The organism is Streptomyces sp. NPDC032721 (genome assembly GCF_055579625.1).
Window position 1 is genome coordinate 1 of record NZ_JBVIMX010000003.1, and the last position, 12483, is coordinate 12483.

Genomic DNA, 12483 nt, shown 5'->3' on the forward strand with positions numbered 1-12483 from the left:
AGGAAGAAGCACATGCCCGCGATGAAGTACGGGGCGTAGATCGGCATGACGAAGACGCTGACGAACTCGCTGTGCAGCGAAGGCCCGATCGCCGTGAGCACGGTCCACACCGCGCAGAACACCAGCAGATTGCGGTACGTGATCCCGAACAGCATCACCACCGCGATCAGCAGATAGAACTTCAGCTCCACGAACAGCGTCCAGTAGACATGGTCGATGTCCGGTGTCCCGTTGCCCGCCTGCAGCATCGTCATGTTCACGATGACGTGGTCCCACCCCTTGATGGGAAACACCTCCGGCCACGCCTTCAGGAACAGCGCGGTGACGGGCACAGCGACCCAGTACGCGGGGAAGATCCGTGTGACCCGGGAGACCGCGAACTCACCGACGGTGCGCCCCCACAGGCTCATGGGGATGACGAATCCGCTGATGAGGAAGAAGAGTTCGACGCCGAGCCAGCCGAACTGGGCGAAGTCGAAGAGAGTCGGGAAGATCGTGGCGGGTTTGTGTCCCCAGGCGTGGCTCAGTGCCACGTAGTGGTAGAGGACCACGATCAGTGCGGCGATAAGCCGCAGTCCGTCCAGCGCGCTGAGTCTGTTCTTGGGGGGTGCCGTCCGGCGTTCGGTCATGTCGTGCCTTCGTTGTGCCGGAGGGTGGCCCGCGTGCGCGGGAGAAGCATCAGTAGGGGTAGTGAGAATGTAAGGAAAGAGTGCGCAACTCGCACACGCGAGCCGATCTGATATGCCGTCAAATCGGATGCGCAGTGGTGCGACTCACACGGTGGCGACGACCTGACTCGAAGTGCCGCTGCCTGCCCCCACGTACATCAGGGCAGGCAGTAGCCGTATTACGCAGGGTCAGCCGGTGGCCTTCCTGAGCTTGAGGGTGTTCCAGGTGTTGCCGGGGAGGGTGGAGTTACTACCGGAGATCTGCCGCCGCCGGGCTGGCAGGCGCGGGAGCCGCTGAGTCCTCCGGCTCCGCCCCCGCGTCCGGGCCGGTTGTCCTGGTGTCCGCGTGCTCGTGAAGTGGCTTTGGCGAGATTTTCGTAGGCGTAGATCATCCCGGGTGTGTGATCGGCTGGTCCGCAAAGCAAGCAGCCTATGAGTCTGCTCTGTTGAACTGATCTGTGTGTTTTGGTAGTTGCCTGATGTGTTGGTGGGCTCGGTCGACTTCTCCGATGCCGCGGTGGCGGTCGGCGCCCGCACGGGGTGAGGAGTTCGGCGTACCCGGACGGGTCGGCCACCGGGGGAGTGGCCACCACGGCCGGAACCAGTGCGGCGGTCCGGCGGCCTGCGCACGCCAGACGGCCATCCGAACCGGCAAACACCCGTCGCCGGGCACTACCGAGCGCGGTCGAATTGTGACGGGCGGGGCGCCTCGTCGGGGGCGGCGCGACGAGCGGAACGCGAAGACATGGGCACCCCAGGGGGTTCGCAGCGGGGCATGGCACCCGCAGACAACCCACCGGGCCTTACGGGTTCGTTGACCGAATCCACCTGACCGCGATCACAGGCCGGAACCGGCCGGCCATCGTGCTCAGCGAGGAGCGGTATCGCCCTCCGCCCGAAGCCGCTGACGAGCCGCCTCAAGCCGCTGGCCGTAGTCCGCCGCGAACAGCTCAGGAAGCGTCTTGTCCAACGTTCCGGCGATGCGATGGATCAGTGACCACACGGCCGGATCGTCGATGACACGCCTGAGGTCCGTCATCTGGAGTTTCTCCAGCCAGTCCGACAACACCAGTGCCTGATCGCTCGTGAGCTTGATCGTGATCTGGTTCTCGCTCATACGCCCAACCCCTTACAACTCACCCTCGACCACACGAACCTACGGCCCTCGCCCTTTGGCCAAATACACAGGGGCACCCCTCCCGCAGGGGTGCCGGTAGGCCGAAAGAGAGATGGGTCCGGCTCGTTGGGAGTGATTGAGTTGAGCTGGCGTTCGTGAGAGCGGTCTGGTCGTGGGTGCTCGTGGCTTCTGCTTTCTCGGGCAGGCCACGACGAAGGAACCCGGGGAAGTATCTTCAACTCCCCTGAACTGGCAGTCGGCAGACGGATACTTCTTGCATGACTGGCATAGAGGACCTGATGCGCCGCCTGGAACTGCTGGAGATTGACGTACGCTCCCTGCGCGAGCAGCAGCGTGCAGACGCCGACGTGATCCGTGTGCTGCGCGACACTGTGACCGCTCAGGCCAGAGCCCTGCGTGCTCTGCCGGGACACGGACTGCTGGTACACGATGGGGATACCAGGGAGTTCAGCGACGAAGAGGCCCGCGCCATCGTCGCGGGACCAGACCTGGCGCAGACCACCGTCATGGAACTCTGAGCCCCCCCGCCACCCTCGCCCAGAAGCCTGCTTCCGCGACGGCGTCGACGGGGTCCGAGACCTCTTTGGGCCCAGATCGGCGGCCACCGCTGGCGGGTGCAGAGGTGGGTTCTACTGGACGGCGCCCTCGGGGATGCAGGCGTATCCGGGGCCGAAGATGTTCGGTTCGACACGGTCGGGCGGCAGGCAGTTCTGCCATACGTGGCGGTACTCCGGGTCTTCGAGGATGCGCTGCTGGTCGTCCGCTGATTCCTGGAGGAAGCGGGTGAAGTTCTCGGGGGAGAGCGGTTCGGGGCAGTACGCGAGCGCGGGCGATGCGGCGGCGAGGAGACCGGCGGCGGCCAGCACGGCCACAGCCAGACGGCTACGGGTACGGGGCATTCTGTGCTCCAGTCAGGGAGGCTTGGATGATCGCCCCCCTAACCCGTCTGACCGCAGAAAGGTCACTCCCACCTTGGCAGTGGAGAGCATCGCGCTCAGCCGAGAGTGTGCAGCACGGTTGTCCTGGGCGGCTCCGCCATGCCGGCTTGGGCAGCGTCCTGCGTGTGGGTGTGAAAGGCGGCGGCGCGGGGGGCACTGGTGTCCTCGTACTCGGTGGAACTGACCACCCCTGGCTTCTCCGAGGTCCGCATCGCCCGGAGCAGCGCGTCACGGGCTTCCCGTTCCTGTCCAGCTGGGACTCGCTGCGGACCCTCGGGCTGCGCCTGCGCACCACCCGCCAGGTCGCGACCACCCTCGCGGTGACGGTGCGTTACGCCGAGTCCTGACCCTGGGCGCCTTCGTCAGCTACTTCCTGATGGTGCTCGGCGCCAAGTGGCTCGGACAGAGCAGAGAGCGCGCCATGGGCCTGCTGTCCGGGTACGTGGGAAACCCCGCGATCCTCGCGTACGCCAACAACCGGGCATCCGACAGCCGGATCAACGTCGCCGACGGGATCGAGGGACTGGTTCACCTGCGCGAGCTCGCCTGGACACCGGTGGAGACGTCGGCAGATGTCGTCCAGGTCGGCGACGCGATCACGGTGGTCGTCACCGAGATCGACCGCGAGCGACGCAGGCTGTCCCTCTCCCGACGACAAGGCTCATCCGCCGGCGTGTGACGTGCAGCGGTCCCGCGACGGTTCCCTCGCCCGAGTGCTCTTGAACGACTGCTCAGCCAAAGCAAGGCACACGCCCCAGGTCGGTGAGAGCGGTGCCGAGCAGTGAAGAACCTGCCACGTGGCCTGTGCTGGGCCGAATGGGCCCCAGCTAGGAGTGGTGACGGTTCGACATGACGATCTCGGAGTTCGTGTATCGCCTCATCAACGCCGACCCGGCCGTGAGCCCGTTCCGCATTCCTGAGGTCACGGGCCCACGTCGCTCGGGCTCGCGCCGTGAGCGGCGAACCTTGTTTTCGCAGACTGAGGTGCCGCCCCCGGCCCGTGGTCAGAGCGGTAGGGCAAGCTCAGGGCGCCCAGGGTGCGAGCGTGCTCTTCATCGCGTCCGCCATCGCGAACTGGAGCAGGGGGCCGTAGGTGATCCGGCCGACGCCGAGGCGGCGGAAGCGCGCGAGGTCGTGCTTGACGGGATGGGCGGTGGAGTTCACGGGAATGCCGAGAGCGCCGGTGACCGCCGTGAGCAGGTCGTCGTTGTCCTGAATGCCCACGGGGTAGACACTGTCGGCGCCGGCCTGCTCCAGGGCCCGCAGCCGGTCGAGCGCCTCGTCGAGTACGGCCGATGCGTCCGGCGCGTGCATGAAGAGGTCGGTGCGCCCGTTGATCCAGACCGGGATCCCCGCCTTGTCCGCCGCCGCGCGCAGACCTGCGATGTACTGCGCGTGCTCGGGCGTGGTGCGTACGCGTCCGCCGGCGGAGTGGACGGTGTCCTCAAGGTTGAGACCGACGCCGCCGGCCTCGGTGAGTCCGGCGATCAGGTCCGCGGGCTCCTGTCCGTACCCTGCTTCCAGGTCCACGGACACGGGGACGTCGACCGCCGCGATGATCGGCCTGACGGCGGCGAGAACCTCCTCGAAGGTCTGCCCCTCATGGTCCTCGGCTCCCCGGGAATCGGCGAGCGGGTGACTGCCGATGGTCAGAGCGGGGAACCCGGCGGCGGCCGCCGTCCTGGCGGACCAGACGTCCCAGACCGTCGGGAGGACGAGCGGCTTGTACTCGGCGTGCAGCTTCTTGAGGCGCTGAGCGCGTTCAACAGTGGTGTGAAAGTCCATGCCGGAGACGCTACTCCCTGAACGGAAGATTCCGCGGGGCCACCTGGGGGATCCCCATTCCTCCTGGGGTTCCTCCTGGTCGGCGGGCTCGGGCCTGCGCGCGGGGCGTCCTCTGTGTCCTTGTCGGCGGCGGCGTTCCTGATCCGGGAGGGCTCGTTCGCGGGCCCGGACATCGTCATCCTGGAGGGCTGGAGGAGCAGGACCGTACCGGCGGCAGCCTGGACGCGGCGGGATCGCCGGAGACGAGCTACACCATGCGCGGCGGCCGGATGTTCGAGATCCACTTCGAGTGCACCTACGACCTGCCGTCCTCGATCCCCTCACTGGACGATCCGTCGAAGTCGGTCACGGACGACACCTTCGCCTTCCACGAGGACTTCGCCTGGGACGACCACGCACGCCTGGTGGACGCGAACGGCAAGGTCGTTCCCTCGCACTCGATGGGCTTCTCCGAGCGCGACCGGCTGGAACTGGTCACGTGCGTGGCGACCCCCGAGAAGCACCTCGACGGCAAGCGGATCACCGACTGCTTCGGCCCGGGGTTCTTCGACACCGACTTCTGGTGGATGTGGTGCACCACGTTCGCCTTCGAGCCCTGGCACAGTGCCATCGAGTTCCGCCGCTACCTCAACCGGTTCATCCACCTGTTCAAGTCCTTCGACTCCATGTCGGGGATCTACCGCACCCGGTTCAACCAGTACGACTCGATCGTGCGCCCGCTGGTGAAGTGGCTCGCCGACCAGGTCGTCCCCGCGGGCTCCACCAACCTCGCCTTCATCGGCCAGTACGCGGAAGTCGCCGACGACGTGGTGTTCACCGTCGAGTACTCCGTACGCACCGCATGGGCGGCCGTGGCCACGCTCCTCAAGCTCGACAAGCAGCCTCCGCCCGTCTACAAGGGCGGTCACGACCCGAAGGTCCTGGTGGAAGCACTCGCCACCATGTACCGTCGCTGACACACCCGTAGGCCCGCCGTGGAGGCGGCCAGCACGACTGCCGAGTCGTGCTGGCCGCCTCCACTCGCCCTGGTACGTGGCGCCAGGAAACCGCCGTCAGGAACCGTCCGTCGGAACCTCCGGCTCCAGAGAGTTCCCCGCCGGGATGCGGCCGCAGTCCGAGGGGGCCTTCTTGCCCGCGAAGCGGTCGTTCAGCCAGCCCAGTGCGGTGGGTGCCCACGGAACGGCGGCTCCGACGTGGCTCAGCAGTTCGAACTGCTGGTACTTCACCGCCGTGTTGCCCTTGTCGCAGTACTGCCGCGCCAGCGCCCGCACGTCACCGGCGACCATCACGCCGTCGCCCCGCCCGATGCCCGGGAGGTTGCTGAGGGTGCCCTCGAAGACGCCCCCGTTGCCCTGCGCGATGTAGCCGGGGATCTGCGGGGTCGCGGCCGAGCCGAGGTTGAGCTTGTTCACCGCCTCGACGAAGGGCTTCACCGAGTTCGGGTCGGCGTACTGCGGCTTCACCATCTTCTTCCAGGTCAGACCCGGGTACTGGCCCAGCGCATTGGCGATCGAAGCCTTCTCCAACTTCTTGAAGACCTTCAGGCCGTAGTCGTTCAGGTAGGGCGTGAAGTCGATGTCGTACGCACGGGCCGCCCCGATGACGGCCATGGGCGCGACGCCCGCCCAGATCGCACTGCCGCCGATGTACTTGAGGTTGTGGGACGGGTTCACGAGCAGCCCGCCCTCGGCGTACCCCACCAGTCTCTTGTTGACGTCCGGCGCGTAGCTCGGTGCGAGGACGGCTGCCCAGTGGGTGGCGATCGCCCCGCCGGAGTACCCGGCGAGCCCGAAGCGGGTCGTGGAGTTCAGCCCGGTCTCCGGGGCCTTGCTCGCGGCCCGGATCGAGTCGAGGGTGTTCGTTCCGTACTCCGGTCCGGCGGCGAAGTTGGCGGTCTGCCCCTCGGTGTCCGGGATGACGACGTTGTAGCCCGCGAGCAGCAGCGGGGCCATGAGCAGGGACTCGCCGTTGGCGATCGCCCCGCCGAGGGAGACATCACCGGCGATGGCGCGGGAGGGCCCGTGCTCGGGGTCGAGGGAGTCGTAGAAGGACTGGTACGAGACGGCCTTGGTGCTGTCGCCGTTCGGGCTGCGGACCACCGAGGTCACCCCGGCGGACGGCCGTCCCTGGGCGTCGACCGTACGGAAGAGAAGCTGGGTCGCTCTGACCGGCGTCGCGATGCCGAGGACGTGGTACTTGAGCGTCCGCGTCTTCAGCACGTCACCCGGCGCGTATTCGGAGAGGGGCTTGCTGCCGTCGTACGCGTAGAAGGGGTCCTTCGCGGAAGCGGCGGCGGTGCTGGCAGCACTGTGGGGGGCCGAAGCGGCCTGCGGGGCGGCCGAAGCGGTGGCGGCCATGGGGACGGCGGTGACGGCGGTGACGGCCAGGACGGTGACGACGGCGGCGGCCAGCTTGCCCGGTGCGGTGCGGTGCATGGTTCCCTCGGATTCGGCTCATGGAACACGGGGATGGCGGGGGGTGGTGTTTCGGGGGGTGTTACCTAGCGGTAACAGTGCCGAAAGTTACCAAGGGGTACGCCTGTTGACCAGTGTTCTCACAAGACCGTGTGACTCGACGGCCCCGAACGGGGGCCGGTTCGGCGTTCGGCGGCGAAGCGAGCACGCGCCCGGTCAGCGCGCGGAGAAGCTGTGCACCGTGGTCGAGCGGTACGTGTGCCCCGGGCGAAGCACCGTCGAGGGGAACGCCGGACGGTTCGGGGAGTCCGGGAAGTGCTGGGTCTCCAGGCAGAGTCCGTCGCCCTGCCGGTAGGTGCGGCCCGAGGGGCCGGTCAGCGTGCCGTCCAGGAAGTTTCCCGAGTAGAACTGCACCCCGGGCTCCGTCGTCGCGATGTGCATCGTGCGTCCGGAGCCCGGGTCGCGCAGGGTGGCGAAGTGTTCCGGGTGGCCGGTGAGCCCCTTGTCCAGTACCCAGGTGTGGTCGAAGCCCTTCGCGGTGACGAGCTGGGGGTGGGACGCGCGGATGTCCTCGCCGACGGTCTTCGCCGTACGGAAGTCGAAGGGTGTGCCCGGGACCGGGGACAGCATGCCGGTGGGTATCAGGTCGGCGTCGGTGGGGAGGAACCTGCTTGCCTCCAGGGTGAGTTGGTGGTCGAGGATGTCGCCGCTGCCCTCCCCCGCGAGGTTGTAGTAGGTGTGGTTGGTCAGGTTAACGACGGTGGCCCGGTCGGTGGTGGCCGTGTAGTCGATGCGCCAGTCGCCGTGGGGGGTCAGGGTGTACGTGACCTTCACGCGCAGGGTGCCGGGATGGCCCATCTCGCCGTCGGGGCTCACCAGACGGAGGTGCACGCCGACTCCGGAGGGGCTGTGGAAGGGCTCGACGGCCCACACGCGCTTGTCGAAGCCCTGGGGGCCTCCGTGCAGGCTGTGGGGGCCTTCGTTGGCGACGAGCTGGTGCTCTGCGCCCTCCAGGGTGAAGCGCCCCTTCGCGACCCGGTTGCCGTACCGGCCGATCAGTGCGCCGAAGAAGGTGCTGGCGGTGAGGTAGCCGTCGAGGTGGTCGAAGCCGAGGGAGACGTTGGCGTACGTGGCGTGCCGGTCGGGGAGTTCGAGGGACTGGACGACGCCGCCGTAGGAGAGGACCTTCAGGCGGGTGCCCCCCATCTCCAGGGTCCAGCGGTCGACGCGGGTGCCGTCGGGGAGGGTGCCGAAGTGTTCGCGGATGGGCTTCATGATGCGGGCGCCCACCTGTGCGTACGACATGATGCGGGCGCCCACCTGTGCGTACGGCGTCTTGCGTGGGTACGAGAGGTCCCGGCGGCAGCCGCCGTGGGGCGGGCCGCGGCGGCGGCGCCGGGTACGGATCGTCTGCTGGGGTTCATGTTCCGCTCCCTGGAGGACAGGTGACGTCGCGTCAGCGGCCGGCCTTGCGCTTGTTCCAGATGTCGAAGCCGACCGCGGCCAGGAGGACCAGGCCCTTTATGACCTGCTGGTAGTCGGTGCCGATGCCGACCAGGGACATGCCGTTGTTGAGGACGCCGAGGACGAGTCCGCCGATGACGGCGCCCATGACCGTGCCGACGCCGCCGCTCATGGAGGCACCGCCGATGAAGGAGGCGGCGATGGCTTCGAGTTCGAAGTTGAGACCGGCCTGCGGGGTGCCCGCGTTGAGGCGTGCCGCGTAGACGCAGCCCGCGAGGGCGGCCAGGACGCCCATGTTGACGAAGACGAGGAAGATGACGCGCTTGTCCTTGACGCCCGACAGCTTCGCCGCCGCCTTGTTGCCGCCGAGGGCGTAGACGTGGCGGCCGATGACCGCGTTGCGCATCACGTACCCCAGCCCGATCAGCAGCGCGCACATGATCAGCATGACGACGGGGACGCCGTGGAAGCTGGCGAGCGTGAGGGTGAACGCGATGACGGCCGCCGCGATGGCCACGCACTTGGTGATCCACAGGTTCATCGGCACGACGTCGAGCCCGTAGGCCAACTGCCGCTTGCGGTCGCGTACTTCGCGCAGAATGAGGACGGTGAGTGCGAGTGCGCCGAGGACCAGGGTCGGGTTGTGGTACTGGGTGTAGGGGCCCATCTCGGGGATGAAGCCCTTGGCGATGTTCTGGAATCCCTCGGGGAAGGGGGCGAGGGACTGGCCTTCGAGGACGATCTGGGTGAGGCCGCGGAAGAGCAGCATTCCGGCGAGGGTGACGATGAAGGACGGGATGCCGACGTAGGCGATGAAGAAGCCCTGCCAGGCTCCCGCGACCGCGCCGATGCAGAGCGACAGGACCAGGGCCAGCACCCAGGGCATGTCGTGTTTGACCATCATCACGGCGGACATCGCACCGACGAAGGCGACCAGTGAGCCGACGGAGAGGTCGATGTGGCCGGCGATGATGACGATCATCATGCCGATGGCCAGGATGAGGATGTAGCCGTTCTGCTGGATCAGGTTGGAGACGTTGTTGGGGAGGAGGAGGGTGCCGTCGGTCCAGATCTGGAAGAGGACGACGATGAAGAGCAGGGCGACGAGCATGCCGTACTGGCGCATGTTCGACCGCACGCTGTCGAGCAGCGCGGCTGCGGCCGACGGGCGGGCGGGTCCGGGCTCGTCGGGCGCGCCCTTGCGGAGTGGTGTCGTGGTGGTCATGGCGGGGCCTCAGCTTCGGTTCATGGTCGTAGGTCGGGTACGCGGCGGGCGTCAGGGCGGGGCGGCAGATGCGGAGGGGCAGACGCGGAGGGGCAGGCGGCGGGGCCGTCAGGTGCGGGTTTTCGTCATGTGGCGCATCAGGGACTCCTGGGTGGCGTCCGCGCGGGCGACCTCGCCGGTCAGCCGCCCCTCGGCCATCGTGTAGATCCGGTCGCACATCCCCAGCAGCTCCGGCAGCTCGGAGGAGATGAAGACAACTGCCTTGCCCTGGGCGGCCAGTTGGTCGATGACCGTGTAGATCTCGAACTTGGCGCCGACGTCGATCCCGCGCGTCGGCTCGTCCAGGATCAGGACCTCGGGGTCGGCGTGGATCCACCGGCTCAGCACGACCTTCTGCTGATTGCCGCCGGAGAGCCGTCCGACCTGCTCGAAGACCGTGGGGGTCTTGATGTTCATGGAGGTGCGGTAGCGCTCGGCGACCTGCCGTTCGTGATGCTCGTCGACCACGCCGCGCCGCCGCATCCCCGGCAGCGAAGCGAGGGAGATGTTGCGGTTGATGTTGTCGATGAGGTTGAGGCCGTACTGCTTGCGGTCCTCGGTGACGTACGCCAGACCCGCCTCGATCGCCGCCGGTACGGTCCTCGTGCTCACCTCGCGGCCGCCGACCTCGACGCGCCCGGCCTCGTACCGGCCGTAACTGCGCCCGAAGACGGACATGGCGAGTTCGGTGCGGCCCGCGCCCATCAGGCCCGCGATGCCGACGATCTCGCCCCGCCGGGCGGTCAGGGAGACGTCGTCGACCACGAGGCGCTGGTGGTCCACGGGATGGCGGACGGTCCAGCCGGAGACCGCGAGCGCGATACTGCCCGCGTCCTCGCCCCGGTACGTACTGCGGTCCGGGAAGCGGTGGTCCAGGTCGCGGCCCACCATGGAACGGATGATCTGGTCCTCCGACAACTCCGGTGCCGAGGAAGGAGAGTGACGAACGGTCAGGGACTCGATGGTGCGTCCGTCGCGGAGCACGGTCACCCTGTCGGCGATCTGCCGGATCTCGCTCAGCTTGTGGGAGATGATGATGCAGGCGATGCCCTGATCGCGCAGTTCCACGATCAGGTCGAGGAGTTTCGCGCTGTCGTCGTCGTTGAGGGCGGCCGTCGGCTCGTCGAGGATGAGCAGCTTGACCTCTTTGGCGAGCGCCTTGGCGATCTCGACCAACTGCTGCTTGCCCACGCCGATGTCGGCGACCGGCGTCTGTGGCCTGTCGGGCAGGCCGACCCGCTTGAGGAGGGCGCTCGCACGGCGCAGGGTGTCGTTCCAGTCGACGAATCCCCTTCTGCCGCCGGTCTGTTCGTTGCCGAGGAAGATGTTCTCGGCGATCGAGAGGTACGGGACGAGTGCCAGTTCCTGGTGGATGATCACGATGCCCCGGCGCTCGCTGGCCCGGATGTCCTTGAAGGCCACCGGCTCGCCCTCGAAGAGGATCTCGCCCTCGTAGGAGCCGTGCGGGTACACCCCGCTCAGCACCTTCATCAGGGTCGACTTCCCGGCCCCGTTCTCCCCGCAGATCGCGTGGATCTCGGCGGCGCGGACGGTCAGGTTGACGTCGGAGAGCGCCTTGACGCCGGGGAAGGCCTTGGTGATGCCGCGCATGTCCAGTACGGGGGCCTTGGCCGCGGGAGCCTCTGCGGCGGGGCCGGTCACTTGAGCTGCCCAGCCGTGAAGTACCCTTCGTCGACGAGGAGTCGGGTGTTCGACTTGTCGATGTTCACCGGCTTCAGCAGGTACGACGGCACGACCTTCTTGCCGTTGTCGTAGTCAGTGGTGTTGTTGACCTGCGGTTTCCTGCCGTTCAGTGCGGCGTCTCCCATCGCCACCGCCTGCGCGGCCAGCTTCCGGGTGTCCTTGAAGACGGTCTGCGTCTGCTCGCCGCCGATGATGGACTTCACCGACGCCAGTTCCGCGTCCTGCCCTGTGATGACCGGCAGCGGCTGCGCAGCGGAACCGTAACCCGCGCTCTTCAGGGCGGAGATGATGCCGATCGAGATGCCGTCGTACGGGGACAGCACCGCGTCCACCCGCTGTTCGCCGTAGTTCTTGCTGATCAGGTCGTCCATCCGCTTCTGCGCGGTGCCGCCGTCCCAGCCCTGGGTGGTGGCCTGGCTCATCTTGTTCTGCCCGCTGCGCACCACGAGTTGACCACTCGTCAGGTACGGCTGGAGGACCTTCAGGGCGCCGCCCCAGAAGTACTTGGTGTTGTTGTCGTCGGGGGAACCCGCGAACAGCTCGATCGAGTGCTTCTCGCGCTTCGCCGCCTCCTTCGACGGCTCGCCCAGCTTCAGCTTGTCGACGATGTACTTGCCTTGGAGCTCGCCGACCCGCGCGTTGTCGAAGGACGCGTAGTAGTCGACGTACGGAGAGCCCAGGATGAGCCGGTCGTAACTGATCACGGGGATACCCGCGTCGTGCGCGCGCTGGAGGACCTCGGTGAGCGCCGAGCCGTCGACCGCGGCGACGACCAGGAGCCTGCGTCCCTTGGTGATCATGTTCTCGATCTGGGCGATCTGGTTCTCGGCCTTGTTGTCGCCGTACTGGAGGTCGGTCTGGTACCCGGCCTGCTGGAACTGCTTCGCCATGTTCTGGCCGTCGGCGATCCAGCGCTCGGACGCCTTCGTGGGCATCGCCAGCCCGATGGTGCCGCCCTTGCCGGTGTCGGCCTTGTAGCGGCTGCCGCCCCGCGCCTCCTGGCCGCAGGCGGTGAGGGAGCCGACGAGGAGGGCGGTGAGGGTGAGGGAGGTGGTGAGCGTGAGGCTGCGGGTGCGGGTGCGGGTGCGGGTGGTGCGGGTGCGCATGG

13 protein-coding genes are annotated in these 12483 nt (G+C 67.6%); 4 read left to right on the forward strand and 9 right to left on the reverse strand.

The genetic code is table 11. The features are described from left to right. Both ACZ5PB_RS08255 and ACZ5PB_RS08260 read right to left on the reverse strand, forming a co-directional pair. Window positions 1-629, reverse strand: a 629-nt coding sequence (locus ACZ5PB_RS08255; protein WP_468688944.1) for an acyltransferase family protein, incomplete at its 3' end; no start/stop codon positions are given. Between the two features lie 907 nt (window positions 630-1536). Then, complete coding sequence (locus ACZ5PB_RS08260) at window positions 1537-1785, reverse strand: hypothetical protein (RefSeq protein WP_468688946.1); 249 nt, start codon at window positions 1783-1785, stop codon at window positions 1537-1539. A gap of 278 nt (window positions 1786-2063) precedes the next feature. Here ACZ5PB_RS08260 and ACZ5PB_RS08265 point away from each other — a divergent pair, with 278 nt between their 5' ends. Then, window positions 2064-2324, forward strand: coding sequence for a hypothetical protein (locus ACZ5PB_RS08265; protein WP_468688947.1), 261 nt, complete (start codon window positions 2064-2066; stop codon window positions 2322-2324). Between the two features lie 111 nt (window positions 2325-2435). Here the strand turns inward: ACZ5PB_RS08265 and ACZ5PB_RS08270 are convergent, their stop codons facing one another. Beyond that, window positions 2436-2705 carry a hypothetical protein gene (locus ACZ5PB_RS08270; protein ID WP_468688949.1) on the reverse strand — a complete coding sequence of 90 codons (270 nt, stop codon included), beginning with the start codon at window positions 2703-2705 and terminating at the stop codon, window positions 2436-2438. Between the two features lie 164 nt (window positions 2706-2869). Between ACZ5PB_RS08270 and ACZ5PB_RS08275 the strand changes: the two genes are divergently transcribed. Beyond that, window positions 2870-3091 (forward strand): hypothetical protein, encoded by a 222-nt coding sequence (locus tag ACZ5PB_RS08275; RefSeq protein ID WP_468688951.1) that lies wholly within the window; start codon window positions 2870-2872, stop codon window positions 3089-3091. A 29-nt stretch (window positions 3092-3120) separates the two neighbouring features. Next, a complete protein-coding gene (locus tag ACZ5PB_RS08280; RefSeq protein ID WP_468688953.1) occupies window positions 3121-3423 on the forward strand; it encodes a S1 RNA-binding domain-containing protein in 303 nt (100 codons plus the stop codon). Window positions 3424-3767: 344 nt separating this feature from the next. Here ACZ5PB_RS08280 and ACZ5PB_RS08285 read toward each other — a convergent pair whose 3' ends face one another. Then, window positions 3768-4529, reverse strand: coding sequence for an isocitrate lyase/PEP mutase family protein (locus ACZ5PB_RS08285; RefSeq protein ID WP_468688955.1), 762 nt, complete (start codon window positions 4527-4529; stop codon window positions 3768-3770). A gap of 218 nt (window positions 4530-4747) precedes the next feature. Here ACZ5PB_RS08285 and ACZ5PB_RS08290 point away from each other — a divergent pair, with 218 nt between their 5' ends. Then, a complete protein-coding gene (locus ACZ5PB_RS08290) occupies window positions 4748-5485 on the forward strand; it encodes an oleate hydratase (protein WP_468689546.1) in 738 nt (245 codons plus the stop codon). A 96-nt stretch (window positions 5486-5581) separates the two neighbouring features. Here ACZ5PB_RS08290 and ACZ5PB_RS08295 read toward each other — a convergent pair whose 3' ends face one another. The 5 genes from ACZ5PB_RS08295 to chvE form a co-directional block, all read right to left on the reverse strand. Further along, entirely contained in the window at window positions 5582-6964 is a 1383-nt protein-coding gene (locus ACZ5PB_RS08295) for a lipase family protein (protein WP_468688956.1), read from the reverse strand. Between the two features lie 195 nt (window positions 6965-7159). After that, complete coding sequence (locus ACZ5PB_RS08300; RefSeq protein ID WP_468688958.1) at window positions 7160-8248, reverse strand: aldose epimerase family protein; 1089 nt, start codon at window positions 8246-8248, stop codon at window positions 7160-7162. Between the two features lie 151 nt (window positions 8249-8399). Beyond that, entirely contained in the window at window positions 8400-9632 is a 1233-nt protein-coding gene (gene mmsB, locus ACZ5PB_RS08305; RefSeq protein WP_468688959.1) for a multiple monosaccharide ABC transporter permease, read from the reverse strand. 108 nt (window positions 9633-9740) lie between these two features. Further along, window positions 9741-11282, reverse strand: a complete 1542-nt coding sequence (gene mmsA, locus ACZ5PB_RS08310; protein ID WP_468689548.1) for a multiple monosaccharide ABC transporter ATP-binding protein — start codon at window positions 11280-11282, stop codon at window positions 9741-9743. A gap of 47 nt (window positions 11283-11329) precedes the next feature. Beyond that, window positions 11330-12481: a multiple monosaccharide ABC transporter substrate-binding protein gene (gene chvE, locus ACZ5PB_RS08315; RefSeq protein ID WP_468688961.1), complete on the reverse strand. Its 1152-nt coding sequence runs from the start codon at window positions 12479-12481 to the stop codon at window positions 11330-11332. Window positions 12482-12483 lie beyond the last annotated feature (2 nt).

Excerpts from the sequence above, each read along its gene's own strand:
- ACZ5PB_RS08260 (WP_468688946.1), bottom strand. The coding sequence starts at position 1,785 with ATGAGCGAGAACCAGATCACGATCAAGCTCACGAGCGATCAGGCACTG.
- ACZ5PB_RS08265 (WP_468688947.1), top strand. The coding sequence starts at position 2,064 with ATGACTGGCATAGAGGACCTGATGCGCCGCCTGGAACTGCTGGAGATT.
- ACZ5PB_RS08270 (WP_468688949.1), bottom strand. The coding sequence starts at position 2,705 with ATGCCCCGTACCCGTAGCCGTCTGGCTGTGGCCGTGCTGGCCGCCGCC.
- ACZ5PB_RS08280 (WP_468688953.1), top strand. The coding sequence starts at position 3,121 with ATGGTGCTCGGCGCCAAGTGGCTCGGACAGAGCAGAGAGCGCGCCATG.
- ACZ5PB_RS08285 (WP_468688955.1), bottom strand. The coding sequence starts at position 4,529 with ATGGACTTTCACACCACTGTTGAACGCGCTCAGCGCCTCAAGAAGCTG.
- ACZ5PB_RS08295 (WP_468688956.1), bottom strand. The coding sequence starts at position 6,964 with ATGCACCGCACCGCACCGGGCAAGCTGGCCGCCGCCGTCGTCACCGTC.
- ACZ5PB_RS08300 (WP_468688958.1), bottom strand. The coding sequence starts at position 8,248 with ATGTCGTACGCACAGGTGGGCGCCCGCATCATGAAGCCCATCCGCGAA.
- mmsB (WP_468688959.1), bottom strand. The coding sequence starts at position 9,632 with ATGACCACCACGACACCACTCCGCAAGGGCGCGCCCGACGAGCCCGGA.
- mmsA (WP_468689548.1), bottom strand. The coding sequence starts at position 11,282 with ATGCGCGGCATCACCAAGGCCTTCCCCGGCGTCAAGGCGCTCTCCGAC.
- chvE (WP_468688961.1), bottom strand. The coding sequence starts at position 12,481 with ATGCGCACCCGCACCACCCGCACCCGCACCCGCACCCGCAGCCTCACG.